The following is a 23,975-nucleotide window of genomic DNA, read 5'->3' as shown; positions in this document are numbered from 1 at the left end:
CTTTACGTTCTGAAGGGCTTTCTCCCATGCTGGGGCAGTATCGGCGAGTTCGCGATAGCAATCGTGATTCGCCAATTGTTGGCCACTTGAGATGTCGACGAGTACGCACGACATGTTGAAGTGCAACGATCCGGTCTGATAGGCAACCTGCTTTCCGTTTTCCCAGAACATCCATCGCCACACAAATGGATCCCCTTTGATTCGGCGGATAACATGCCTTCCCTGGGCGATCACGAGGGTCGTGGGGTAACTCTGACCGTCCGCAAACGGATCGCTCTCTGTCCAACTTTCAAGGCCGTTTGGCCCTGCCCGATGCGCTGATTCAATGGGCTTGTGTGCCCGTGATGCCTGAGCCGATGCGGCGCCTGCAAACAGGAGCATGCCAATCAAAGCCAGCCTTCTGCCCGTGCATTGCATGATGGATAGGAGCGTGTTCGGATAGCTCAGTCTAGTGCGAGATGGACGCAACCAAGGCCCCTTCGCCAGACAAAAAAACGCCAACCCTAGGGTTGGCGTCTTGCTTGGGGCAATACCAGGATCAGTGGAACTGATTCATGGTGTTGTCCTTACCTGCTGCCTTCAGCGCTGCTTCGCCGCTGAAGTATTCCTTGTGGTCGTCGCCGATGTCCGAGCCCGACATGTTCTGGTGCTTCACGCAGGCGATGCCTTGACGGATTTCCTTGCGCTGCACGCCAGCCACGTAGCCCAGCATGCCCTGCTCGCCGAAGTATTCCTTGGCCAGGTTGTCGGTCGACAGCGCGGCGGTGTGGTACGTCGGCAGCGTGATCAGGTGGTGGAAGATGCCGGCTTGACGCGATGCGTCGGCCTGGAACGTGCGGATCTTCTCGTCGGCCTGCTTTGCCAGTTCGGTGTCGTCGTATTCCGTGCTCATCAGCGCGGCGCGCTCGTAGGCCGACACATCCTTGCCGGCTTCCTTCATTGCGTCATACACCTGCTGACGGAAGTTCAGCGTCCAGTTGAACGACGGGCTGTTGTTGTACACCAGCTTGGCGTTCGGGATGACCTTGCGGATCTCACTCACCATGCCGCCGATCTGCGCGATGTGCGGTTTTTCGGTTTCGATCCACAGCAGGTCGGCGCCGTTCTGCAGCGAGGTGATGCAATCCAGCACGCAGCGTGCTTCGCCCGTGCCGGCGCGGAACTGGAACAGGTTGCTCGGCAGGCGTTTGGGGCGCAGCAGCTTGCCGTCGCGCTTGATGACCACGTCACCGTTGCCCAGTTGATCAGCCGACAGCTCTTCGCAATCCAGGAACGCGTTGTACTGGTCGCCCAGATCGCCCGGCTCGTTGGTCACGGCGATCTGCTTGGTCAGGCCGGCGCCCAGCGAGTCGGTACGCGCGACGATGATGCCGTCGTCCACACCCAGCTCCAGGAACGCGTAGCGGATCGCGCGGATCTTGGCCAGGAAGTCCTCATGCGGCACGGTGACCTTGCCATCCTGGTGGCCGCACTGCTTCTCGTCGGACACCTGGTTTTCGATCTGGATGCAGCATGCACCGGCTTCGATGAACTGCTTGGCCAGCAGGTAGGTTGCTTCAGCGTTGCCGAAACCAGCGTCGATGTCGGCAATGATGGGCACGACGTGGGTGACGTGGTTGTCGATCTTTGCCTGGATGGCGGCCTTGGCGGCAGCGTCCTTGGCAGCGTCCAGATCGCGGAACAGGCCGCCCAGTTCACGGGCATCAGCCTGGCGCAGGAAGGTGTACAGCTCGCGGATCAGCGCGCTGACCGACGTCTTTTCGTGCATCGACTGGTCCGGCAGCGGGCCGAACTCCGAGCGCAGCGCAGCGACCATCCAGCCCGACAGATACAGATAGCGGCGCTCGGTGCTGTTGAAGTGCTTCTTGATGGAGATCATCTTCTGCTGGCCGATGAAACCGTGCCAGCAACCCAGCGACTGCGTGTACTTGGCCGGATCCGCATCGTAGGCGGCCATGTCGGCGCGCATGATCTTGGCGGTGTACTTGGCGATGTCCAGACCCGTCTTGAACTTGTTCTGCGCGCGCATGCGGGCAGCGTACTCGGGGTTGATCGCGTTCCATGCGCTGCCGTGGGTTTCCTTCAAACCGGCAACTGCCTTGATGTCGTCTTGGTACTGGGCCATGTGTCTCTCCTAAGGGCAAAGCGTGTTTGAGTAACTGGTTGGTGTGTCGCCCCGTCTGTTGAATCTCGAAGCGAACCGCATGACCAAATTGTAGTGCCGCCTTGATGCGTCGCAACAAGGTCTTATATAAGACATAAGACTTTGTTTGTTGTTATTTTTCAATGGGTTACGTGATTTTTTCCGCAATGCGGAACGTGTTTTCGCGGGGCGAAAACGAGAGGTCGCGGAAATTCGGGGCAAATTTCGCAATGTGAAAAGCGCTTTCGGTGGACGGATGTGGCCACGCGCGGATGGCCTGCGCAATGACAGTTGATGGGTGTTTTTTTGACGGTCTCAAGCCGCGGTGTACACATTGACGCCGGTGGTGTCGGCGGTGCAACTGCCGTTGGCCCCGCGTAGGGGGGCCACGTCCGATTCCGGCGGTCGGCGGGGGATGGTAGGGGTTGCGCTTTGAGGAGAGGGAAAGACCGGTGCCTAACGGCGTCGGCCTTTCCTATATGTCTGCAGCCAGAGCCAAGTCACTCGAAACGCCGTTCGCTCTCGCTATGCGTAGTGGCTTCCACCATAGAGCGGGCTGGCGAAGGCCAGTCATAACGGCAAGACGCGTCCCCGGAGACGGGCCGGGGATACCAGTAAGCAACGCTCAGTGTTGCCTAGGAGCCATCGGGTTCGACTAGCTCAACAACGAATCATCATCCGAATAATCCCCACCGCCCAAGTCGCTGTCGTCAATCAGCCCAAGGCTGTCATCACGCGAGGCCGTGTTGTTGTTACCGCTGTCGCCGTCGTAGTAGTTGTTGATTACGGTTTCCGTGGAGCCGCCCATCAACGGTTGCTGACCAAAGAACCCGCCACCGCCACTGTTGTGGTGGAACATGTTCTCGATGCCCTGGAACAGGAGCGCGCCACCGGCCACGCCCGCTGCCGTGGTGGCGACGCTGCCGAGCGTGCTGCCCAGGCCGCCGCTAAAGAAGCCCGAGCGCACGGGTTGGGCCGGGGCCTGTTGGGGCGATTGGGCCTGCGGCGGCATCTGCATGGGGGCCGCCTGCTGCGGGGCGTATGCGGGGTTGGGCGCGGCACTGTTGGTGTGGCTGCCCCAGTTGTTGGCCGAATCCATGAACGACGCGCTGCGGCTGGCTTGCGCTGCCTGCAACTGGTTCTGTAGCGATGTGATCTGCGTCTGGGCCGATGTCAGTGCCTGATCGAGCAGCATGGCGCGCTGCACGAGCAGGTAAGCGGCATCCGGCTGGCGGGCGGCGGCTTCCAGAATGCGGGCTTCCGCCTGCGGGTCCTTTGCCCCGGCGCGTGCTTGCGTCAGTTGGGCCAGGAAGTTTTCCAGGGCTTGCAGTTCTTGCGGGGACATGGCGCGGTTTCCTATGAGGGTGGATGCGACGTGATCAAGTTAGGGGCCAAGTCTTAAACCACAATTAAGGCCGGGCAGGTTCTTGTGTAACGGCCTGTAACCCTACGCAGCGGGCCGGTACTGGCTGGGGTTGGCGCCGGACACCTTGCGCATCAGGCGCCGCAGTGCGGTGGCGTCTTCATAGCCCACGGCTTCGGCCACGCGGTCGATGGTCATGCGGCTCGATTCGATCAGCATGCGCGCGCGGTTCAGGCGCACGCTCTGCACCAGTGCCAGGGTGCTTCTGCCGGTGGCTTCCTGCACGTGCCGCGACAGCGTGCGTTGCGACATGGCGAACTCTTCCGCCAGCGCCTGCACGCTGGGCGGGTTGGGCAGGGCCGCTTCAATGCGCGCGACCAGCCGGGCGACGAGTGCGTTGCCGTTGGCCAGCATGGCGGGCACCACAAACGGCGCCTGCGCGTGGCGGCCATCGATTAGCAGCACGCGCCCGACGGCATCGGCCAGCGCCACGCCAAAGCGCGTGCGCAGCAGGTGCAGCATCAAGTCCGTCTGCGCGAAGGCGGCGCCGGCGGTGCTGACGGGGCCATCGGCACACACCATGCGGTCTGCGTCGACCGTGCATGCGGGTTCCAATTGCTGCAACGTGGCCGCTAGCCACCATGAGGTGGTCACCCGACGCTCCGGCAGCAGCCCCGCCGCCTGCAGCAGAAACACCGCCGAGCACGATGCCGCCACCTGGCCGCCTGCTGCGGCATGTGCGGCAAGGTGGCGTGCTGCCCGCTGCGCATCGTCACGCGTCAGGCGCGCGGCCAATGCGCCGGCATCGTCAATGCCAAGGCCGGGTACGACCCACGTGCTGCCATCGGGGCGGGGCCGTTTGGGCAAGGCGGCTGCGTCGGTCTGCATGCCACTGCTCAGCCGCACGGTGGGTGCGTCGGCAGACAACACGCGCCACGTCGGGCGGGCCGCCTTTGCGCGCGGCGCGAGTATCGATGCCGCCTGCAGCACATCCAGCGTGGCCGCCACGCTGGTGGCATACGCGCCGGAGAGTACGAGGATGGTGAAATCCGTCATGACCAAATTTGCCTGAAAGATGTCGAAATCGACACTCGAAGTGTAGTGGGCACAGGCGTTCAATGCAGGTATTCCAACAGCAAGCACGGTTGCCCGCATGCCCAACATCCTCATCAAGATTCCCGCAGACACCTTTGGCGGCGCCGCACGCGCGGAGCTTGCACGCCGCATCACCCACGCCGCTGTGCAGGCCGAGCAGATTGCGGATGACCCACGCAGCCGCGCGACCACCTGGGTGGTGATTGAAGACGTGCCCGCCGGTGCATGGTGGTGCGGCGGTGCCGATCTGTCAGCGCAGATCGTGCCGTGCATGGCCATCGCCCATGTGCCAGCGGGCGTGCTGGATGCGGGGGCGCGGGCGGTCTTCGTGCAGTGCATGCACGAGGCCTTTGCGCAGGCGCTGCCCGCCAGCGATGGCCGGCGCACGGTCACCTCCGTGATGTTGCATGACGTGGCCGATGGCACCTGGGGGGTGAATGGCGCGCTCTGGGGGCTGGCCGATTTCATTAGGGCGGCCGGTTATGCGCACCTTCAGCACCGCGTTGCACAAGCCTGATCACCCCGGCGGAGCCCACGCATGACACGCCACAACCAGCAGCAAGACGATCGCCTGGAAGACTTCACGCGCCGCCAGATCACCTTGGACGGCACCACCAAAACCGTGTACGTGGCGGGCACCGGCCCGGGCGTGATTGTCCTGGCCGAGATGCCGGGCATCAGCCCCCACGTGGCGCGGTTCGCGCGCTGGGTGCGCGATGCGGGGCTGACGGTCTACATGCCGTCTTTGTTCGGGCGCGACGGCGCGGTGCCCGAGGCGGATGCCGGTGCGGCGGTCTTCCGGCACGCGTGCGTGAGTGCGGAGTTCCGCGCGTTTGCGGCCAACCAGTCGAGCCCGGTCACGCAGTGGCTGCGCGCGCTGGCGCGGCTGGCCCATGCGGAGTGCGGCGGCCCCGGCGTGGGCGCCATCGGCATGTGCTTCACCGGCAATTTCGCACTGACGATGATGTTGGAGCCCGCCATGCTGGCGCCGGTGCTGTGTCAGCCGTCCTTACCCTTGAACGAGCCGGGCGGGATCGAGATTGCACCGGAAGACGTGGCCGCCGTGCGCCAGCGGCTGGAGCGTGAAGACCTGACCGTGCTGGCCTACCGCTTTGAGGGTGATCGCTTCTGTCGCGCGCAGCGCTTTGCCGCGTATGCCGAGGCGTTGGGAGATCGCTTTGTGGCGCGGGTGCTGCCCGACAGCGCCGCCCACCCGAACCCGCCGCCATTCTTCGCCCAGCATGTGCCTTGCCCGCACAGCGTGGTGACCGCCCACCTGATCGACGCCGCCGGACAACCCACGCTGGCGGCGCGCGACGAGATTCTGGCCTTCTTCCGGCAGCGCTTGGCCTGAGTGGGGACTCACATTGTGGTGTGCGCCCAGCGCCGCCCCGTTTGGTGTAAACCCAGGGCCGCCATCCGCGCAAATTACTTTACAACTAAACTATTCATGACTAATGTAATACCGCATCGAACGCGGAGCTGTCATGAAGATCGTCTGTATTGGTGGTGGGCCGGCTGGCCTGTACTTTGCCCTGCTGATGAAACTGCAGGACCCGTCACACGACATCACCGTCGTGGAGCGCAACCGGCCGTATGACACCTTCGGCTGGGGCGTGGTCTTCTCTGACCAGACGCTGGGCAACCTGCAGCGCGCCGATGCCAAGAGCGCCGCGCAGATCCTCGACGCCTTCAACCATTGGGACGACATTGAAGTCCACATCCGCGGCCAGGTGGTGCGCTCGGGCGGCCACGGCTTCTGCGGCATCGGGCGCAAGCGCCTGCTGAACATCCTGCAGGCGCGCTGCGAGGAAGAGGGCGTCAAGCTCGTCTTTGAAACCGATGTGCAAGATGACGCGGCCTATGCGGATGCCGATCTCATCATCGCCAGCGACGGCCTGAACAGCCGCATCCGCACCAAGTACGCCGCCACGTATCAACCCGATATCGATACGCGCCGCTGCCGCTTTGTCTGGCTGGGCACGCACAAGCTGTTCGAGGCCTTCACGTTTGCGTTTGAACAGACCGAGCACGGCTGGTTTCAGGCGCATGCATACCGCTTTGACGACGAGACCTCCACCTTCATCGTCGAGGCGCCGGAAGAGGTGTGGCGCGCCGCCGGGCTGGAGACGATGGAGAAGGAAGACGCCATTGCCTACTGCGAGCGCCTGTTCGCCAAGTACCTCGATGGCAACAAGCTGATCTCCAACGCCACGCACCTGCGGGGCTCGGCACAGTGGATTCGCTTTCCGCGCGTGGTGTGCAGGCATTGGGTGCATACCAATGAGCACAACACACCCGTCGTGCTGATGGGCGACGCCGCGCACACGGCGCACTTCTCGATCGGCTCGGGCACCAAGCTGGCGCTGGAAGATTCGATTGAACTCGCGCGCAGCATCGGCCAGTACCCGGGCGACCTGAAAGGCGCGCTTGAACATTACGAAGCCGTGCGCAGCGTGGAAGTGCTGCGCATCCAGAACGCGGCCCGTAACTCGACCGAGTGGTTTGAAAACGTCGACCGCTACGCCAACCTGCCGACCGAGCAGTTTGCGTATTCGCTGCTCACGCGCAGCCAACGCATCAGCCACGAAAACCTGCGCCAGCGCGACAGGCGGTATCTCGAACAGTTTGAAGACTGGATTGCCGAGCAGGCTGGCGCACCACGCTCGCCCGAGCACGGCCCGGTGCCGCCGATGTTCACGCCCTTTACCGTGCGCGGCGTCACGCTCAAGAACCGCGTGGTGGTGTCGCCCATGGCGCAGTACTCGTGCGAAGACGGCCAGCCCGCCGACTACCACCTCGTGCACCTGGGCGCGCGCGCCATGGGTGGCGCCGGGTTGGTGATGGCCGAGATGACCTGCGTGTCGCCCGATGCGCGCATCACCCCGGGCTGCCCGGGTTTGTGGAACACCGACCAGCGCGACGGCTGGGCGCGCATCGTGCAGTTCGTGCATGCCAACAGCGATGCGAAGCTGGGCATCCAGCTGGGCCACGCAGGCGCCAAAGGCTCGACGCGCGTGGCGTGGGAGGGCATCGACCTGCCGCTGGAAGAAGGCCAGAACTGGCCGCTGATCTCCGCATCCCCGCAGCAGTATCTGGATGGCGTGAGCCAGTGGTCGCACGCCATGACGCGCGACGACATGGATCGCGTGCGTGATGACTTCGTGCATTCGGCACGCTTGGCTGCAGAGGCCGGCTTCGATTGGCTGGAGCTGCACTGCGCGCACGGGTATCTGCTGTCGTCGTTCATCTCGCCGCTGACGAACCAGCGCAATGATGAGTACGGCGGCTCGCTGGAAAACCGCCTGCGCTTTCCGCTGGAAGTCTTCCATGCGGTGCGCGAGGTGTGGCCGAAGAACAAACCGATGTCGGTGCGCATTTCCGCGCACGACTGGGTGGAAGGCGGCATCACGCCGGACGATGCGGTGGCGATTGCACGCATCTTCAAGGCGGCGGGTGCGGACATGATCGACTGCTCGTCGGGCCAGGTCAGCAAGAAGGAGCAACCGGTGTTCGGCCGCATGTTCCAGACGCCGTTTGCCGACCGCGTGCGCAACGAAGCGGGCATCGCCACGATTGCCGTGGGCGCGATCTCCGAGGCGGACCACGTCAACAGCATCATCGCCGCCGGCCGTGCAGACCTGTGTGCCGTGGCGCGCCCGCACTTGGCCAACCCGGCCTGGACGCTGAACGAAGCCGCGCGCATCGGCTACCTCGACATCCCGTGGCCCAAGCAGTACCGCGCCGGCAAGCTGCAGCTGGAGCGCAATCTCGAACGTGAACGCGCGATGGCGGCGCAGGCGGCGGGGCTGTCGCCGCTGGAGCAGGCCAACCGCATGCAGGGGGTTTGAGATGGTGATGCTTGAAGGGCAACACGCCGTCGTGACCGGAGCAGGCCGGGGGATTGGCGCGGCCATCGCTGCGCAACTCGCCGCACAAGGCGCCACGCTCACGTTGATGGGCCGTAACGCAGCGGTGTTGGACGCGACGGCCAAGACGCTGCCCGACAGCGCCTGCGCGCAGGTCGTCACGTGCGACGTGACGGATGCGGCGAGTGTGTCGGCGGCGTTCGAGTCGGCACGCGCGGGGCTCGGCGCGATCTCCATCCTCGTCAACAACGCGGGGCAGGCCGAGAGCGCATCGTTTGCCAAGACCACGCTCGACCAGTGGCAGCGCATGCTGGCCGTCAACCTGACGGGCACGTTCCTCTGCACGCAGGCGGTGCTGGCGGATGTGCAGGCCAGTGGCCGAGGCCGCATCGTCAACATCGCCAGTACGGCGGGGCAGCGCGGTTATGCGTATGTGTCGGCGTATGTGGCGGCCAAGCATGGCGTGATCGGCCTCACGCGCTCGCTGGCGCTGGAGCTGGCGGCGCGCGGCGTCACCGTCAACGCGGTGTGCCCCGGCTATACCGAGACCGACATCGTGCGCGAAAGCATCGACCGCATCGTCGCCCGCACCGGCCGCAGCGCAGAAGAAGCCCGCGCCGAGCTGACCAAGGGCAACCCACAAGGCCGGCTGGTGACGCCCGATGAAGTGGCCAACGCCGTGGTGTGGCTGTGCTCCGAGGGCGCTTCGTCGATCACGGGGCAGGCCATCTCGGTGTCCGGCGGGGAGGTGATGTGAGCAAGCCCCGCAAGACTGCACTCGCTACGCGCACGTCCGGCTATCAAGGTCACCACAAGGTCGTGCAGGCCCTGGGCGACGAACGCATCGGCCTGGAAGCCCGCGCGCACGTGGACGACCACGTGGACGTGAAGATCTGGCTGCGCCTCTTGGCCTGCAGCACGCAGATCGAACAGCAGATCCGCCAGCGCCTGCGCACGCGCTTCAACACCACGTTGCCGCGCTTCGACTATCTGGCGCAGCTTGACCGCCACCCGGATGGGCTGCGCATGAGCGTGCTGTCGCGCTACCTGATGGTGACGGGCGGCAATGTCACCGGCCTGACGGATCAGCTGGAGAAGGAAGGGCTTGTCAAACGCGAAGCCGATCCGGATGATCGCCGCTCCTTTCGCGTGCTGCTCACCGACGCCGGCCGTCGCCACTTTGCCGAGATGGCGGCCGAACACGAACACTGGCTGATCGAAATGTTCGACGGCCTGGGCGTGGCCAACAAGGACGCGCTGTATGCGCAGCTCGGCCACCTGCGCGTGCACCTCGCGCAGCGCGAAGAAGAGCTGGACGCCCGCGACGATCAACTTTCCACGAACACGAACTCGACCAAACCATGACTGACCGTATTGATCCGGCCCTGCTGGCCGGCAACCGCCGCCCGCTGGCGGGCTATCAAGCGAAGCACTTCCTGTGGAGCGTGCAAGGCGGCGTTGCCACCATCACGCTCAACCGGCCCGAGCGCAAGAACCCGCTCACGTTCGATTCGTATGCCGAGCTGCGTGACCTGTTCCACCAGCTCAAGTGGGCGGACGACGTCAAAGCCGTCGTGCTGGTGGGCGCGGGCGACAACTTCTGCTCCGGCGGCGATGTGCACGAGATCATCGGCCCGCTGGTGCAACTGAAGGCGCCCGAGCTGCTGATGTTCACGCGCATGACGGGCGAGCTGGTGAAGACGATGCGGGCGTGTCCGCAACCGATCGTCGCGGCGATTGACGGCGTGTGCGCGGGCGCGGGCGCGATTCTGGCGATGGCATCGGACCTGCGCCTGGGCACCGTGCGCAGCAAGACGGCGTTCCTCTTCAACCGCGTCGGCCTGGCGGGCTGCGACATGGGCGCCTGCGCCATCCTGCCGCGCATCATCGGCCAGGGCCGCGCAAGCGAGTTGCTCTACACCGGCCGTTCGATGAGCGGCGAAGAGGGCGAGCGCTGGGGCTTCTTCAACCGCCTGTGCGAACCGGCGGAAGTGCTGGCGCAAGCGCAGGCGTTGGCGGCTGACTTGGCCGCCGGCCCGACCTTCGCCAATGGCATCACCAAGACGATGCTGCATCAGGAATGGACGATGACGATCGAGCAGGCAATCGAGGCCGAGGCCCAGGCGCAGGCCATCTGCATGCTGACCGAAGACTTCTCGCGGGCGTACCACGCGTTTGTCGCCAAGCAAAAACCGGTATTCGAGGGCAACTGACATGAGCGACAAGGACTACCTGCAGTGGCCGTTCTTTGACGACACGCACCGCCAACTTGAAGCCGAGCTGGATGCCTGGGCGACGAAACACATTCCGCACGATCACGGCCGCGATGTGGATGCCGAATGCCGCGCGCTGGTGAAGCTGCTCGGCCAGGGCGGCTGGCTGCGTCACGCGGTGGGCGGCACGGCCCACGGTGGCGCAGGCGAGACCATCGACACGCGCGCCATCTGTCTGATCCGCGAAACGCTGGCACGCCATTCCGGCCTGGCCGACTTTGCGTTTGCGATGCAGGGGCTGGGCTCGGGTGCGATCTCGCTGCACGGCACGCCGGAGCAACGCGAGCGCTATCTGACGAAGGTGGCACGTGGGGAGGCCATCTCCGCGTTTGCACTGTCCGAACCCGACGCCGGTTCCGACGTGGCCGCCATGGCCTGCGCCGCGCGCGAGGATGGCACCGACTACGTGCTCGACGGCGAGAAGACGTGGATTTCAAACGGCGGCATTGCGGATTTCTACGTGGTGTTCGCCCGCACGGGGGAAGCGCCGGGTTCGCGCGGCATCAGCGCGTTCATCGTCGAGGCCGGAACGCCGGGCTTCGAGATTGCCGAACGCATCGACGTGATTGCACCGCACCCGCTCGCACGCCTGCGCTTCACGAACTGCCGCATCCCGGCCAGCCAGCGCGTGGGTGCCGCGGGCGAGGGCTTCAAGGTGGCGATGCGCACGCTGGATGTGTTCCGCACCTCCGTGGCCGCCGCCGCGCTGGGCTTCGCGCGCCGCGCATTGGATGAAGCATTGACGCGCGCCACCACCCGCAAGATGTTCAGCGGCGTGCTGGCGGACTTCCAGCTCACGCAGGCCAAGCTCGCGCAGATGGCCACCGCCATCGACAGTGCGGCGCTCTTGACCTACCGCGCCGCGTGGCAGCGAGACCAGGGCCGCAACGTCACGCGCGAAGCCGCCATGGCCAAGATGACCGCCACCGAAAACGCGCAGCAGGTGATCGACGCCGCCGTGCAGATGTGGGGCGGCCTGGGCGTGGTGAGCGAGCAGCCGGTCGAGCGTCTGTACCGCGAGATTCGCGCGCTGCGTATCTACGAAGGTGCGACCGAAGTGCAGCAACTCATCATCGCGCGCGAACTGCTGCGCGCAGCGACACCTGCCAAGCCCTGAACACGCCCTACGCCAGAGACGGAGAGCTCGCCATGCCCAGCGCCCATATCGACACCTTCGCCCGCGACCGGCTGCCGCCGGTGGAGCTGCAACCGGTGTATCGCTTCGACTTGCCGGCATTGCAGTTTCCGGCGCAGCTCAATTGCGCGACCGAACTGCTCGACCGCCGTGTGGCGGCAGGCGAGGGCGACCGTCTCTGCATCCAGGCCCCCGGCATCCGCTGGACCTATGCGGATTTGCAGGAACATGCCAACCGCATCGCCAACGTGCTGGTGCACGAGATGGGCGTGGTGCCCGGCAACCGCGTGCTGCTGCGCTCGCCCAACAGCCCGATGCTGGCGGCATGCTGGTTTGCGGTGATGAAGGTGGGCGCGATTGCCGTGGCGACCATGCCGCTGCTGCGCGCCAAGGAGCTTGGGCAGATCATCGCCAAGGGTGAGATCGGCTTTGCGCTGTGCGATGCACGACTGATCGACGAGTTGAACGATGCTGTTGCGCAGGCTGCCAAGCCGGTGCAAGTGCGCCACTTCCACGACGACACGCCGGAAGGGCTGGAGGCCGCGATGGCGCGTCAGCCGGCCACGTTCACAAACGTCGATACGGCAGCCGATGACACCTGCCTGCTCGCCTTCACCTCCGGCACCACCGGCGTGCCGAAGGCGACGATGCACTTTCACCGCGACATCCTGGCCATCTGCGTGTGCTGGCCGCCGCATGTGCTGCAGCCGCGTGCCGACGACATCTTCATCGGTAGCCCACCGATGGCGTTTACGTTCGGGCTGGGTGGCCTGCTGTTGTTTCCGATGAGCGTGGGCGCGTCGACGGTGCTGCTGGAGAAGGCCTCGCCGAACGAGTTGGTGGAGGGCATCCGCACCTTTGGTGCCACCGTGCTGTTCACCGCGCCCACCACCTACCGCACCATCGCCGCGCGTGGTGAAGAACTGCGCGCCACCCCGCTGCGCCGGTGTGTATCCGCCGGCGAAGCGCTGCCTGTGGCGACACGCACGCTGTGGAAGAACGCCACGGGCATCGAGCTGATCGACGGCATTGGCGCGACGGAGATGCTGCACATCTTCATCTCTGCCGCCGATGAGAACGTGCGCGCAGGCGCCACCGGCAAGGCCGTCCCCGGCTATGTCGCACGCGTGGTGGACGATCAGGGCAACACCGTGCCGCCGGGTACTGTCGGCCGCCTCGCTGTGCAAGGCCCGACCGGCTGCCGCTACCTGGCCGATGACCGCCAGCGCGCCTACGTGCGCGACGGCTGGAACCTCACCGGCGACGCGTACGTGATGGACGAGGAGGGCTACTTCCACTACCACTCGCGTACTGACGACATGATCATTTCGTCGGGTTACAACATCGCCTCGCCCGAGGTGGAAGATGCGCTGATGCAGCACCCTGCCGTGGCTGAATGCGGCGTGATCGGCGTGCCGGATGAAGAGCGTGGTCAGATCGTCAAAGCCTTCGTGGTGCTGCACCCGGGCCACGAACCGGGGCCGGAGATGGTCAAGACGCTGCAGGATTTTGTGAAGCAGACGGTGGCGCCGTACAAGTATCCGCGCGCCATCGAATTCCGCTCGGCCCTGCCGCGCAGTGAAGTCGGCAAGCTGCTGCGCTACCGCCTGCGTGAGAACCCCAAACCATGACGTATCACTTCGAGCGCGCCGCGCGCATCCGCTTTGCCCATTGCGACCCGGCCGGCATCGTCTACTTTCCGCAATACCTCGTGCTGTTCAACGGGCTGGTCGAAGACTGGTTTACCGATGGCCTGGGCATCTCGTATGCCAACATGCTGGGCCCGCGCCGCATCGGCCTGCCCATCGTCAAGCTGGGCTGCGAGTTCAGCGCCATCAGCCGCATGGGCGACGACGTGCAGTTCAAGCTGAGGCTGGACCGGCTGGGCGGCAAATCGCTGTCGCTGTCGCTCGACTGCTGGGCAGGGGATGAACAGCGGGTGCGCTCCCAGCAGGTGCTGGTGTTTACCGATCTCAATACGCATCGCGCCATTGCGGTGCCGCCGGACGTGCGGCAGGCGCTGGGCGAATGCGTCCAACAATAAATAGGAACCCAATCATGCAAGTACTTCTTCCTCCCGGTTGGCCGCGGCCGAAGGGCTATGCCAATGGCGTGTCCGCGCGCGGTCGCATGGTGTTCGTCGCCGGCATGATCGGCTGGGACGCGCAGGGCGTGTTCCACACCGACGACCTTGGCGGCCAGGTGCGCCAGGCGCTGCAGAACATCGTCGAAGTGCTGGCCGAAGGCGGCGCCAAGCCTGAGCACATCGTGCGTATGACCTGGTACGTGACCGACAAGAAGGCCTACGTTGAGGCCTATCCGGAAATCGGCCGGGCCTTCCGCGAGTTGATCGGCAGTTTCAGCATTGCGATGACGGCAGTGGAGGTATCAGCGCTGGTGGAGGATCGGGCGAAGGTGGAGATTGAAGTCACGGCGGTCGTGCCGGACTAGGTGATGATCTTTTGTTAGCGGGAGACAAAAAAGTCTGTACCAGGTCCGCTGTTGAGACGTATAGAAACCGGTCTGCCCCGATTAAGCGGGGGACCGGTGTTTTTTTCGAATAGGTGTTGGCTAAGCGGAAGCAGGCGTCGCCGACGCCAAGCTCTTGCGCACGCTGCCGGAGCACATCGTCATCAATGACGATGTGCTCCGTACCGGATAAGTCAGGTCGTTCTTCTTGCGAGGCCTGATAGGCGGCTAGAGACTTATAGCCCAGTGCTGCAGCTACTAGTTGCTGCGCGTGGCCAAGAGCGACGGGTTTGGGGAGTGAGGCGCTTTGGATGCGAACGGTGTAGGCGAGCGCACGGATACCAACAATGGACATTGCGATTCTCCATAGTTGGCGCGGGCCATCGAGTGACTGCGTGCGCCGCACCTGCGAGACCATGCAAGGGTTGGTACGCGATGAATTAGGGGATGAAGCTATGTAGGTTTTGGGTCACTCGCAACTCAGGCTGACGCCGTGAGTTAGTTATGCTAGATACCCGGCCGGGTATGTGGCGAGTCCGGATTTCGTCCGCCTTCAGAAAAAGAGCGAGCGGGAGAGGTACAGCTTGAGGGCGGCGTCGAACGCGGATTCCGAGCTTGTTCTGCTCCCAACGGGGGTCCAGTCAGAGAGGGCGGTAGGGCTTTGGCGCCGGGCGCGCCGTAAATTGCCGGGTGGGCAGCTTCGCTTACTCGAATAGCTTCACGTCGACCTTAGAAACGTCGCGCACGAGCTCCAACACGCGCTTAGTCTGCGCACAGATGAAGGTCGAAATCTGATGCACTAGCGCGCGCTCATCACCCACGTAAACGTCGGAGGCAGCGAGCTCTGGCGCGGTGTCCAGGATGAGGTGGCCCATGGCACGAACTTCACGCTCGAGCTGCCTTGGGGGTGTGCGGGTGCGGTGAGCGAAATCCGCCAGCGCGTATGGCGTCAACTCTTCCGACAGAAAGACATCCCCGAAGGCCATGGCCAATTCGCCGTCGACGTTCTCTCCATACGCCTTGACCGACACGAGGTCGTACATTGGGGCCGGCTCCAGCCCCGCCGGCGTTACGTGGAACGAGATGTTCTTGCCGTGCGCATCACTGTTGCCCAGCAAGAGCTGCAGAATGGCCCAGCGGAGGAAAAAGATACGCGTGTGCGCCGGCGCCACCATCTTGTCCAGCAACGAAAAGAGCCTTTCGTAGCTGACCCCTTCTCGAATATTCCGAACATCGACGCCTGAGCCAAGATTCCGCTCGTACTTGAAGGTGGACGGCAAGTCGAGCGCTTGGCATGCATCAATGATGTGCGTGCGCAGGACCGCTCGCGCCAGGTTGGGAGAGGCCTCATCCCACTGCACGATGCGGTCAAACCGCTCGATAAGGAGAACCGGCTCCGGAATGCGTCGAATCGAAACAGTGGCGACCGGCAAATGCATGCGCGCTGCTTGGTTTAACCGGGCCGCCAGCGTCATGCAGAAATGCTCGTTGGCCACCATATGCGGCAGCTTCGCATTGCGGCTTTCCGGCTTGAGCAGGTGCGTCGAGCTCAGGGAGCCCTCCGCAAGCGAGAGCTGGTCTCCTTCGACGAGTACCTGCAGCTTGTCTTGGTAGCCGGCCAACGATAGACGGACCTTGCCGTCCCACACGGGAAAAGGCACCGCATCGCGCAGCCGAATGCGCTCGCTCAGCTCTTCATCGGTGATTGGCCGGCGGCCTGGTGCGCCAACTTGCTCGTGCGCGGCGCGAGCCGCCTCCTCCGATGTCGCATCCATCGCGAGAAAACTGAATGCCCCGACGGGTTCTGCGCCCAAGGCGTGAACCAAGGCAAAGATATTGTTCTTGGACACATGATTGTGGGCAGAAACAATATCGAGGGCTCTGCCCTCTGGCAGCAGGTTCTCCAAAAAGCGTTGGACCGACCCTGGGCTGTCCGGAGGACCGTTAAGCGGGATGGGGGGCGACAAGGAATAGGCCCCCCGACGGCTTTCCCACGAGCGGGCATACTCGAACCCGTAACGGTTCTCGTGCGCATCGAAACTCAGCGTGCCGACGGCCTCGCCCCCGGTGGAGACGTGTAGAACGTGGCTCATGATTCGTGCCCACCGGTTGAGTGGGATTCACCCGGCCGCAGATGCGGAGGAAGCAGCAACGATGGCGCGACGTCGAGCGCCTCGTTCTTGGTGGTGACCAGCATAATGAGGCCCAAGCCCGTCAGCACGCGCAGCAGGCGGTCGGAGCCGACGGCGCCACCGTTTTCCAACCGGGAGAACACGTTGGCCGCGACGCCGCACGCATGTGCAGCATCGTCGATACGCAACGCGAGTTCGAGCCGCCGGTGACGCACCAGCGCCCCTAGGCCTGGCAGGTCCTTAATGTATGGAGCAGGTCGGAGCCCCGGCTCTGGGAGAGTTCGAGCCATAAGTTTCTCGATTGGGAAATTATCATGCAATACCTTCCGATTGGAAGGTAATTTCTCTATAGAGAAACAATAGGCCAACCGGGGCTCGAAAGTCAATAAATTCTCTATTTAGAAACTATCAAGCGGACTCTTGCGAGCTGGCTCCAGTAGCCCGCAGCCTGATTGAGGTCGGCGACAGCACCTCGACAAAGCATCCGTGTCCCCTCAGACAGCGCCCGAAAGCGCTGCTGCAGTTCCTTGCCGCTGTAGATGCGGAGCGTCTTGTTGGTAGTGGCCGTCTGGTTGATGTTGCCCCAGATGCGCTGTATTTGGTCGCCGAAGAAAATCTCCAGGCGCTCGCCGCCGGCGCCAAGCAGCTCGTTGGCGGCCACGCCTACGTTAAAAAAGCCCTTATCTCGGTAACTGCGCTGCAGAGCAATCCCACGCCGGACGTGCGTGAGTTGCTGCGGAAAATCCGCGTCTGCAAGACGTCGCTAGGCGAGCACAGAGCGCTCGCATGTGGGGTACTGCGTATGCCATCAAGACGCAGCAGCGCCGTTCGATCCGTGCTGGGTGATGCACTAGATCGAGGCGGTTCGGTGATCCTTGGCGACCAGCATCTGCCGTAGCGCTGCGTTGGTCCGGTCGGGATGTTCTAGATGGGGCGCGTGGCCCGCATCGGGAATCGTCGTCAATCGCGCCGCGGGATGCAGCGCCAGCGTGGCGTGTGATACGGATGGTGCATAAAGACGGCTGCGCTGTCCGTACAGGTGGAATAGTGGCCAGCGTGCCCCTTGCAATAGCATGCGGAAATCCTGCTTGGCCATGTCTTCCCAGAGCGTAGCGAGGGTGTGCGGAACGCATTGCCGCATCAAGCGCATCACGTTTTGCGCCTGCTCGGGATTCGGCTGTACCCCTGTCGCCCATAGGCCTGCGGTTACAGGGGCGATCAGACTTTCCCAGCGTTGCTGAATCCGGGTGGTCATCTGCTTGGCCTGAGCCATGTCATAGTGGCCGTGCAGTCCATGCGGCCAATCCGGGCTGGTGACGAGCTTTGGTGTCATGTCGATGCTGCCGATCATGGTGATGGGCAAATCGGACTGGCTGCGCATTAACTCCCACGCCACCATCGCGCCCATCGACCAGCCGACGACCACCACATCTTCGAGTGCCAGATGGCGTATCAACGCAGCCACATCTTCGGCAAGCCCCGCGATGGTCGCACCGGACGGTCGCAGTGCGGTAGATAGACCGTGGCCCGCGTGGTCCGGTGCAATCACGCGGTAGCCCAGCGCTGCCAGCGCGCGCTGGCTCTCGAACGTCTCGCCTGATACGGACCACCCATGCAGCAATAGCACCGGTCGCCCGCTACCGGCTTCGCGCCAGCCGGGTAGGCCTGCGCGAGCGGTGTGCTCTACGAAGGCGGGCGGGGTGCCGCAAGCGCGCACCGAAGAAGAAACACTCACCGGCAGCTCCTCGGAGAAGAGAGAGGGTTCGGCATTGCCGTACGGGAAAGTCATCTATTGACATCCCGATTCGAGCGTTTATATCATGAAACATGAATCAGTCATCATGTTTTTGCGGGCGCAGCTTTGCTGTGTTGCCCGTGCAGCGAGGTAGGGATGTCCCAAGCAGAAACTGTCGTAACCCAGCCCAAGACCGCACGCGGTCAAAAGACGCGGGAAGCGCTATTGCGCGCCTCCGAAAAGGTGTTTGGAGAGAAGGGTTACTACACCGCGTCAATCTCCGAGATCACGCAGGAGGCTGACGTTGCCATGGGCACGTTCTACCTGTACTTCAAAGACAAGGAAGACGTCTTTCGCGCGCTGGTGGCGCACATGCTGCAACTGTTGCGTACGCACTTGCGCAAGCATGTCGCGGCGGCCACGTCGCAGATCGAAGCGGAGCAGCTTGGCCTGAAGGCGTTCTTGTCATTCGTCTCTCGTCACAAGAATCTGTACCGCATCGTGCTGGACTCGTATTCAGTGGATGAGAGCATTTACCGCGGCTATTTCCAGGTGTTTGCCGATCTGTACAGCCATCGCCTCGATGATGCCGTGGCACAAGGCGAACTTGCGCCGGGCGATGCGGAGGTCCGTGCCTGGTGCCTGATCGGTATCAGCAACTTCCTCGGCATGCGGTATGCGCTGTGGGAAAAGCCGGCATCGATGGACAAGGTGGTCGAGGTCGCGCACGACTTGATCACGCATGGGCTCGCGGTGCGATGACTGCGTAGACTAACGATGGGCCACCGTCACACAGAATGCAGCGGGGCCGAACCACCTAAGGAAGGAGACAACGATGCAACGCAACCGCACGGCCATCCGTGTACTGGCGCTCGCAGCCGGCCTGCTGGCCGCAGCTGGCGCACTGGCTAAAGGCATCAAGATCGCCCACGTCTATGACAAGACCGGCGCGCTGGAGGCTTACGCCAAGCAGACGCAGACCGGCCTGATGATGGGCCTGGACTACGCCACCGGCGGCACGATGACGGTGAACGGCAACAAGCTTGTGGTGATCGAGAAAGACACCCAGGGCAAGCCCGACGTGGCCAAGGCCCAGCTGGCCGCGGCGTACAGCGATGACCGCGCCGACATTGCCGTCGGCCCCACGTCTTCCGGCACCGCGCTGGCCATGCTGCCGGTCGCGGAGGAGTACAAGAAGATCCTGCTGGTGGAGCCGGCGGTGGCCGACTCGATTACCGGCGACAAGTGGAACCGCTACATCTTCCGCACGGGCCGCAACTCTTCGCAAGATGCGATTGCCAACGCGGTGGCGCTGGACAAGCCGGGCGTGCAGATCGCCACGCTTGCGCAGGACTACGCCTTCGGCCGCGACGGCGTGAAGGCATTCAAGGGCGCGCTGAAGAACGCCAAGGTCGTGCACGAGGAATACCTGCCGACCAACACCACCGACTTCACCGCCGGCGCACAGCGGCTGTTCGACTCACTCAAGGACAAGCCTGGCCGCAAGATCATCTTCATCATCTGGGCCGGTGCGGGCAATCCGTTCAAGATCGCCGACCTGGATCCGAAGCGCTACGGTATCGAGATCGCCAGCGGCGGCAACATCCTGCCGGCCATGGCGGCCTACAAGAATTTGCCGGGTATGGAGGGCGCGACGTACTACTACTTCGGCATCCCCAAGAACAAGGTCAACGAGTGGCTGGTGTCAACGCACTACGCCAAGTTCAAGACGCCGCCTGACTTCTTTACGGCAGGTGGCATGGCGGCCGGCATCGCGCTGGTGGAAGCGCTCAAGAAAACGGGCGGCGACACCGGCACCGAGAAGCTGATCACCACCATGGAGGGCATGTCGTTCGACGGCCCCAAGGGCAAGATGACCTTCCGTAAGGAAGACCACCAGGCCATGCAGTCGATGTACCACTTCAAGATCAAGGTGGACCCGGCGTTTGCCTGGGGCGTGCCGGAGCTGGTGCGGGAGATCAAGCCCGAAGAGATGAACGTGCCGATCCGCAATCACCGCTGATGAGCGCTAGCGCCAACCCCAATACCGCTCACGGTACGCCCGCGCTGGAAACGCGCGGGCTGACCATCCGCTTTGGCGGTCACGTGGCCGTCAACGCGGTGTCTTGCGCGTTCCGGCCAGGCGAGCTGACTTGCATCGTCGGGCCCAACGGCGCAGGCAAGACCACGTACTTCAATCTGATCTCGGGGCAACTGCCGCCCACCGCCGGACAGATCCTGCTGGGCGGGGAAGACGTGACGCGCCTGGCCATCTCGGCCAAGACGCGTCGCGGCATTGGCCGCGCATTCCAGCTCACCAGCCTGTTCCCGAACCTGCCGGTGCTGGAGAACGTGCGGCTGGCAGTGCAGGCGCGCGCCCATCGGGGGCTGGATCTGTTCTCGGTGTGGAGCAGCCATCGCGCCATCCGCGAAGAGGCGCTGGCCTGTCTGGAGCGCGTGGCCCTGACCGATCAGCGCAATCAGCCGGTGGCTTCGCTCTCGCATGGCAATCAGCGCAAGCTGGAGGTGGCAATCCTGCTGGCGCTGCAGCCGCGCATCTTCATGTTCGACGAACCGACCGCCGGCATGAGCGTGGACGAGGTACCCGTGATCCTCAACCTGATCCATGAGATCAAACAGGACAAGAGCAAGACCGTGCTGCTGGTCGAGCACAAGATGGACGTGGTGCGCTCGCTGGCCGACCGCATCATCGTGCTGCACAACGGTACGCTGATGGCCGACGGCGACCCGGCTGAGGTGATCGCCTCGCCCATCGTGCAGCAGGCGTATCTGGGCACGGCCGAACCGATGGCGGAGGCAGCGCATGGTGAGTGTTGAGGGACAAACCACGCCGCTGCTGCGCTTGACGGACGTGCAGACCCACATCGGGCCGTACCACATCCTGCACGGCGTGAGCTTCGAGGTGCCGCGTGGCGGCGTGACGATGCTGCTCGGGCGCAACGGTGCTGGCAAGACCACCACGCTGCGCACCATCATGGGTTTGTGGCAGGCGAGTGCGGGCAGGGTGGAGTTTGACGGCATCGACATCACGCGCCGTCATACGCCGGCCATTGCCCAACTCGGCGTCGCCTACGTGCCCGAGAACATGGGCGTGTTTGCCGACCTGACCGTGGCCGAAAACATGCGCCTGGCCGCGCGCGGCGGGCCGGTTGACGAGAAGCGGCTCGATTGGGTCTTCCGCATGTTTCCGGCGCTCAAGATCTTCTGGCACCAGCGCGCGGGCGTGTTGTCGGGCGGGCAGAAGCAGATGCTGTCGGTGGCGCGCGCCATCATCGAGCCGCGCAAGCTGTTGATCGTCGACGAACCGACCAAGGGGCTGGCACCGGCCATCATCCAGAACATGATCACGGTGTTTCGGGAGCTCAAGCAGACCGAAGTCTCCATCCTGCTGGTGGAGCAGAACTTCCACATGGCCAAGTCGGTGGGCGACACCGTGGCTGTGATGGACGACGGCAAGACCGTGCACACCGGCCGCATGGCCGGGCTGGCTGAAGACGAAGCGCTACAGCAGCGGCTGCTCGGCCTGTCGCTGGCGGCGCATCAATGAGGGAGCGCGCCATGCAACCGCAGCGCATACCCGGACCACGCGAACCGACACCCATGCCAACTTCGACTGCTTTGCCGGCCGCCGCCGCACCTGCCGACTTGCCCAAGGTCCGCCTCGACTGGACACCGCTGGTGCTCGCACCGCTGCTGATGCTCGTGGCGCTGCCGCTGGTCGGCAGCACATCGACGTGGCTCACGCTCACCATTGCCGGCCTGGCGATGGGCATGATCATCTTCGTGGTGTCGTCGGGCCTCACGTTGGTGTTCGGGTTGATGGACGTGCTCAATTTCGGGCATGGCGCCTTCATTGCGCTGGGCGCATATGTGGCGGCCTCGGTGCTGCTGCCGATGCAGGCGTGGGTGGAGGCAGATAGCCTCCTGCTCAACCTGGGCGTGTTTGCTCTCGCCATTGCCGCGGCCGTGGTTGCTGCGGGTGCCGTTGGCCTGTTTTTCGAGCGCGTGGTGGTTCGCCCGGTCTACGGTCAGCACCTCAAGCAGATCCTGATCACCATGGGCGGCATGATCGTCGCCGAGCAATTGATCAAGGCCATCTGGGGCCCGGAGACGATCGCGCTGCAAGCCCCAGCCACCTTTCGCGGTGCCGTGCTGCTGGGCGATGCGGCCATTGAGAAGTTCCGGCTCATCGCCGTGGTGCTGGGCCTTGTGATTTTTGTGGTGATGCTGCTGGTGCTCAACCGCACGCGCATTGGCCTGCTGATCCGCGCTGGCGTGGAAAACCGCGAGATGGTGGAGTCGCTTGGCTACCGCATCCGCCGGTTGTTCATCGGCGTATTTGTCGTGGGCGCGGCGCTGGCGGGGCTGGGTGGCGTGCTGTGGGGTCTGTACCAGCAGAACATCACGGCGGCGATTGGCGCGCAGGTCAACGTGCTGATCTTCATCGTCATCATCATCGGCGGGCTGGGGTCGACCACGGGGTGCTTCATCGGCGCGGTGCTGGTGGGGCTGATGGCCAACTACACAGGCTTCCTGTTTCCGAAGGTGGCGCTGTTCTCAAACATCCTGCTGATGATGCTGATCCTGCTGTGGCGGCCACAGGGGCTGTATCCGGTGGCCAAACGCTGAGCGGAGCCGCATGACCATGAAGACCATGATCCGAATGCTCTCCGGCGATCTGCCCCGTAGCCGCACGCTGACCGTGCTGCTGATCCTCATCCTGCTGGCGCTGCTGTGTGCGCCGTTCCTGTTTCCGGGCGCGCGCGCGCTCAACATGGCCGCGAAGATCTGCATCTTCGTCGTGCTGGTGGCGAGCTACGACCTGCTGCTCGGCTATACCGGCATCGTCTCGTTTGCACACACGATGTTCTTCGGCATCGGCGGCTATGGCGTGGCGATTGCCATGTCGAACATGACGCCAGGGTGGGGCGCGCTGCTGGTTGGTACGTTGGGCGCCGTGGTGGTGTCTGCGGTACTGGCCTTTGTAATCGGGCTGTTCTCGCTGCGCGTGCGGGCGATCTTCTTTGCCATGATCACGCTGGCGGTGGCCACGGCGTTTGCGACGCTGGTCTCGCAGCTCTCCGACTGGACCGGCGGTGAAGACGGCCTGACCTTCAAGGTGCCCGAAGTGTTGACCCCGGGTTTCTCGCTGGGCGATACCGAATGGTTTGGCGTGCTGCTCAACGGCAAGCTGCTGTCGTACTACTTCGTGCTGGTGTGCGCGGTGGTGTTGTTCCTGATGCTGCTGCGCCTGGTGAATTCGCCGTTCGGACGCGTGCTGCAGGCCATCCGCGAGAACGACTTCCGCGCCGAGGCCATCGGCTACCGCACTGTGGTCTATCGCACGGTATCGACCGTGCTCTCCGCCGTATTTGCCGCGCTGGCCGGCGTGCTGATGGCGATCTGGCTGCGCTACAACGGGCCCGATACCTCGCTGTCATTCGAGATCATGGTCGACATCCTGCTGATCGTCGTGATTGGCGGCATGGGCACGCTGTATGGCGCGGTGATCGGCACCACGTTGTTCCTGCTCGCACAGACGTATCTGCAGGATGTGATGAAGCTCGCCAGCGATGCCACCGCCGCCGTGCCGCTGCTGTCGAATCTGCTGCACCCGGACCGCTGGCTGCTTTGGCTCGGCCTGCTGTTCATCCTGAGCGTGTATTACTTCCCGCAGGGCGTGGTGGGGCGCCTGCGCGGGCGTCATGACACACACGAGATCGCGTCATAACGGAGCCCC

General features: G+C 63.9%; 24 protein-coding genes. 16 read left to right on the top strand and 8 right to left on the bottom strand.

The window, feature by feature from the left end:
- Window positions 1–538: 538 nt before the first annotated feature.
- The 3 genes from ACS13N_RS21090 to ACS13N_RS21080 all read right to left on the bottom strand — a co-directional run bounded on the left by ACS13N_RS21090 (window position 539) and on the right by ACS13N_RS21080 (window position 4,562).
- Window positions 539–2,125: an isocitrate lyase gene (locus ACS13N_RS21090; protein ID WP_438933559.1), complete on the bottom strand. Its 1,587-nt coding sequence runs from the start codon at window positions 2,123–2,125 to the stop codon at window positions 539–541.
- A 673-nt stretch (window positions 2,126–2,798) separates the two neighbouring features.
- On the bottom strand, window positions 2,799–3,488 hold the full coding sequence (locus ACS13N_RS21085) for a DUF2076 domain-containing protein (RefSeq protein WP_438933558.1): 690 nt from the start codon (window positions 3,486–3,488) through the stop codon (window positions 2,799–2,801).
- 102 nt (window positions 3,489–3,590) lie between these two features.
- A complete protein-coding gene (locus ACS13N_RS21080) occupies window positions 3,591–4,562 on the bottom strand; it encodes a GlxA family transcriptional regulator (protein ID WP_438933557.1) in 972 nt (323 codons plus the stop codon).
- A 97-nt stretch (window positions 4,563–4,659) separates the two neighbouring features.
- Between ACS13N_RS21080 and ACS13N_RS21075 the strand changes: the two genes are divergently transcribed.
- The 10 genes from ACS13N_RS21075 (at window position 4,660) to ACS13N_RS21030 (ending at window position 14,329) form a co-directional block, all read left to right on the top strand.
- Window positions 4,660–5,118, top strand: coding sequence for a tautomerase family protein (locus ACS13N_RS21075; protein ID WP_438933556.1), 459 nt, complete (start codon window positions 4,660–4,662; stop codon window positions 5,116–5,118).
- A 21-nt stretch (window positions 5,119–5,139) separates the two neighbouring features.
- Window positions 5,140–5,955 carry a dienelactone hydrolase family protein gene (locus ACS13N_RS21070; protein ID WP_438933555.1) on the top strand — a complete coding sequence of 272 codons (816 nt, stop codon included), beginning with the start codon at window positions 5,140–5,142 and terminating at the stop codon, window positions 5,953–5,955.
- 133 nt (window positions 5,956–6,088) lie between these two features.
- A complete protein-coding gene (locus tag ACS13N_RS21065) occupies window positions 6,089–8,452 on the top strand; it encodes a bifunctional salicylyl-CoA 5-hydroxylase/oxidoreductase (protein ID WP_438933554.1) in 2,364 nt (787 codons plus the stop codon).
- A gap of 1 nt (window position 8,453) precedes the next feature.
- A complete protein-coding gene (locus ACS13N_RS21060; RefSeq protein WP_438933553.1) occupies window positions 8,454–9,227 on the top strand; it encodes an SDR family NAD(P)-dependent oxidoreductase in 774 nt (257 codons plus the stop codon).
- Complete coding sequence (locus ACS13N_RS21055; protein WP_438933552.1) at window positions 9,224–9,835, top strand: MarR family winged helix-turn-helix transcriptional regulator; 612 nt, start codon at window positions 9,224–9,226, stop codon at window positions 9,833–9,835. Before ACS13N_RS21060 ends, ACS13N_RS21055 begins: the two co-directional genes overlap by 4 nt.
- Window positions 9,832–10,683, top strand: coding sequence for an enoyl-CoA hydratase family protein (locus ACS13N_RS21050; protein ID WP_438933551.1), 852 nt, complete (start codon window positions 9,832–9,834; stop codon window positions 10,681–10,683). The genes ACS13N_RS21055 and ACS13N_RS21050 overlap by 4 nt, the downstream gene beginning before the upstream one ends.
- Before the next feature lies 1 nt (window position 10,684).
- Window positions 10,685–11,860, top strand: coding sequence for an acyl-CoA dehydrogenase family protein (locus tag ACS13N_RS21045; protein WP_438933550.1), 1,176 nt, complete (start codon window positions 10,685–10,687; stop codon window positions 11,858–11,860).
- Window positions 11,861–11,892: 32 nt separating this feature from the next.
- Window positions 11,893–13,509, top strand: coding sequence for an AMP-binding protein (locus ACS13N_RS21040; protein ID WP_438933549.1), 1,617 nt, complete (start codon window positions 11,893–11,895; stop codon window positions 13,507–13,509).
- Window positions 13,506–13,922, top strand: coding sequence for an acyl-CoA thioesterase (locus ACS13N_RS21035; protein WP_438933548.1), 417 nt, complete (start codon window positions 13,506–13,508; stop codon window positions 13,920–13,922). Before ACS13N_RS21040 ends, ACS13N_RS21035 begins: the two co-directional genes overlap by 4 nt.
- A gap of 14 nt (window positions 13,923–13,936) precedes the next feature.
- Window positions 13,937–14,329, top strand: coding sequence for a RidA family protein (locus ACS13N_RS21030; protein ID WP_438933547.1), 393 nt, complete (start codon window positions 13,937–13,939; stop codon window positions 14,327–14,329).
- On the opposite strand, the gene ACS13N_RS21025 is transcribed toward ACS13N_RS21030, so the two are convergent.
- The 5 genes from ACS13N_RS21025 to ACS13N_RS21005 form a co-directional block, all read right to left on the bottom strand.
- A complete protein-coding gene (locus ACS13N_RS21025; RefSeq protein WP_438933546.1) occupies window positions 14,307–14,702 on the bottom strand; it encodes a hypothetical protein in 396 nt (131 codons plus the stop codon). The genes ACS13N_RS21030 and ACS13N_RS21025 overlap by 23 nt on opposite strands.
- A gap of 349 nt (window positions 14,703–15,051) precedes the next feature.
- Window positions 15,052–16,440, bottom strand: coding sequence for a HipA domain-containing protein (locus ACS13N_RS21020; RefSeq protein ID WP_438933545.1), 1,389 nt, complete (start codon window positions 16,438–16,440; stop codon window positions 15,052–15,054).
- Complete coding sequence (locus ACS13N_RS21015; RefSeq protein WP_438933544.1) at window positions 16,437–16,667, bottom strand: hypothetical protein; 231 nt, start codon at window positions 16,665–16,667, stop codon at window positions 16,437–16,439. The genes ACS13N_RS21020 and ACS13N_RS21015 overlap by 4 nt, the downstream gene beginning before the upstream one ends.
- Before the next feature lie 206 nt (window positions 16,668–16,873).
- Window positions 16,874–17,140, bottom strand: coding sequence for a hypothetical protein (locus ACS13N_RS21010; protein WP_438933543.1), 267 nt, complete (start codon window positions 17,138–17,140; stop codon window positions 16,874–16,876).
- 189 nt (window positions 17,141–17,329) lie between these two features.
- On the bottom strand, window positions 17,330–18,268 hold the full coding sequence (locus tag ACS13N_RS21005) for an alpha/beta fold hydrolase (protein ID WP_438933542.1): 939 nt from the start codon (window positions 18,266–18,268) through the stop codon (window positions 17,330–17,332).
- Window positions 18,269–18,370: 102 nt separating this feature from the next.
- Here ACS13N_RS21005 and ACS13N_RS21000 point away from each other — a divergent pair, with 102 nt between their 5' ends.
- The 6 genes from ACS13N_RS21000 to ACS13N_RS20975 all read left to right on the top strand — a co-directional run bounded on the left by ACS13N_RS21000 (window position 18,371) and on the right by ACS13N_RS20975 (window position 23,966).
- Entirely contained in the window at window positions 18,371–18,976 is a 606-nt protein-coding gene (locus tag ACS13N_RS21000) for a TetR/AcrR family transcriptional regulator (protein WP_438933541.1), read from the top strand.
- 73 nt (window positions 18,977–19,049) lie between these two features.
- Window positions 19,050–20,237 (top strand): substrate-binding domain-containing protein, encoded by a 1,188-nt coding sequence (locus ACS13N_RS20995; protein ID WP_438933540.1) that lies wholly within the window; start codon window positions 19,050–19,052, stop codon window positions 20,235–20,237.
- Window positions 20,237–21,052, top strand: a complete 816-nt coding sequence (locus ACS13N_RS20990) for an ABC transporter ATP-binding protein (RefSeq protein WP_438933539.1) — start codon at window positions 20,237–20,239, stop codon at window positions 21,050–21,052. The genes ACS13N_RS20995 and ACS13N_RS20990 overlap by 1 nt, the downstream gene beginning before the upstream one ends.
- On the top strand, window positions 21,039–21,782 hold the full coding sequence (locus tag ACS13N_RS20985; RefSeq protein ID WP_438933538.1) for an ABC transporter ATP-binding protein: 744 nt from the start codon (window positions 21,039–21,041) through the stop codon (window positions 21,780–21,782). Before ACS13N_RS20990 ends, ACS13N_RS20985 begins: the two co-directional genes overlap by 14 nt.
- Window positions 21,783–21,835: 53 nt before the next feature.
- A complete protein-coding gene (locus tag ACS13N_RS20980) occupies window positions 21,836–22,864 on the top strand; it encodes a branched-chain amino acid ABC transporter permease (RefSeq protein ID WP_438933537.1) in 1,029 nt (342 codons plus the stop codon).
- Between the two features lie 25 nt (window positions 22,865–22,889).
- Window positions 22,890–23,966 (top strand): branched-chain amino acid ABC transporter permease, encoded by a 1,077-nt coding sequence (locus ACS13N_RS20975; protein ID WP_438934461.1) that lies wholly within the window; start codon window positions 22,890–22,892, stop codon window positions 23,964–23,966.
- The last annotated feature ends 9 nt before the right edge of the window (window positions 23,967–23,975 follow it).

The sequence above is a fragment of the Ralstonia sp. 24A2 genome, assembly GCF_051783885.1.
Taxonomy (GTDB): Bacteria; Pseudomonadota; Gammaproteobacteria; order Burkholderiales; family Burkholderiaceae; genus Ralstonia.
Note: the sequence above shows the minus strand (reverse complement) of the source record. Positions and strands in the feature narration are given on the sequence as shown.

Bases quoted from the DNA above. Each gene is read 5' to 3' on its own strand.
- ACS13N_RS21090 (WP_438933559.1), bottom strand. From the start codon at position 2,125: ATGGCCCAGTACCAAGACGACATCAAGGCAGTTGCCGGTTTGAAGGAA.
- ACS13N_RS21085 (WP_438933558.1), bottom strand. From the start codon at position 3,488: ATGTCCCCGCAAGAACTGCAAGCCCTGGAAAACTTCCTGGCCCAACTG.
- ACS13N_RS21080 (WP_438933557.1), bottom strand. From the start codon at position 4,562: ATGACGGATTTCACCATCCTCGTACTCTCCGGCGCGTATGCCACCAGC.
- ACS13N_RS21075 (WP_438933556.1), top strand. From the start codon at position 4,660: ATGCCCAACATCCTCATCAAGATTCCCGCAGACACCTTTGGCGGCGCC.
- ACS13N_RS21070 (WP_438933555.1), top strand. From the start codon at position 5,140: ATGACACGCCACAACCAGCAGCAAGACGATCGCCTGGAAGACTTCACG.
- ACS13N_RS21065 (WP_438933554.1), top strand. From the start codon at position 6,089: ATGAAGATCGTCTGTATTGGTGGTGGGCCGGCTGGCCTGTACTTTGCC.
- ACS13N_RS21060 (WP_438933553.1), top strand. From the start codon at position 8,454: ATGGTGATGCTTGAAGGGCAACACGCCGTCGTGACCGGAGCAGGCCGG.
- ACS13N_RS21050 (WP_438933551.1), top strand. From the start codon at position 9,832: ATGACTGACCGTATTGATCCGGCCCTGCTGGCCGGCAACCGCCGCCCG.
- ACS13N_RS21045 (WP_438933550.1), top strand. From the start codon at position 10,685: ATGAGCGACAAGGACTACCTGCAGTGGCCGTTCTTTGACGACACGCAC.
- ACS13N_RS21040 (WP_438933549.1), top strand. From the start codon at position 11,893: ATGCCCAGCGCCCATATCGACACCTTCGCCCGCGACCGGCTGCCGCCG.
- ACS13N_RS21035 (WP_438933548.1), top strand. From the start codon at position 13,506: ATGACGTATCACTTCGAGCGCGCCGCGCGCATCCGCTTTGCCCATTGC.
- ACS13N_RS21030 (WP_438933547.1), top strand. From the start codon at position 13,937: ATGCAAGTACTTCTTCCTCCCGGTTGGCCGCGGCCGAAGGGCTATGCC.
- ACS13N_RS21025 (WP_438933546.1), bottom strand. From the start codon at position 14,702: ATGTCCATTGTTGGTATCCGTGCGCTCGCCTACACCGTTCGCATCCAA.
- ACS13N_RS21020 (WP_438933545.1), bottom strand. From the start codon at position 16,440: ATGAGCCACGTTCTACACGTCTCCACCGGGGGCGAGGCCGTCGGCACG.
- ACS13N_RS21005 (WP_438933542.1), bottom strand. From the start codon at position 18,268: ATGACTTTCCCGTACGGCAATGCCGAACCCTCTCTCTTCTCCGAGGAG.
- ACS13N_RS21000 (WP_438933541.1), top strand. From the start codon at position 18,371: ATGTCCCAAGCAGAAACTGTCGTAACCCAGCCCAAGACCGCACGCGGT.
- ACS13N_RS20995 (WP_438933540.1), top strand. From the start codon at position 19,050: ATGCAACGCAACCGCACGGCCATCCGTGTACTGGCGCTCGCAGCCGGC.
- ACS13N_RS20990 (WP_438933539.1), top strand. From the start codon at position 20,237: ATGAGCGCTAGCGCCAACCCCAATACCGCTCACGGTACGCCCGCGCTG.
- ACS13N_RS20985 (WP_438933538.1), top strand. From the start codon at position 21,039: ATGGTGAGTGTTGAGGGACAAACCACGCCGCTGCTGCGCTTGACGGAC.
- ACS13N_RS20980 (WP_438933537.1), top strand. From the start codon at position 21,836: ATGCCAACTTCGACTGCTTTGCCGGCCGCCGCCGCACCTGCCGACTTG.
- ACS13N_RS20975 (WP_438934461.1), top strand. From the start codon at position 22,890: ATGATCCGAATGCTCTCCGGCGATCTGCCCCGTAGCCGCACGCTGACC.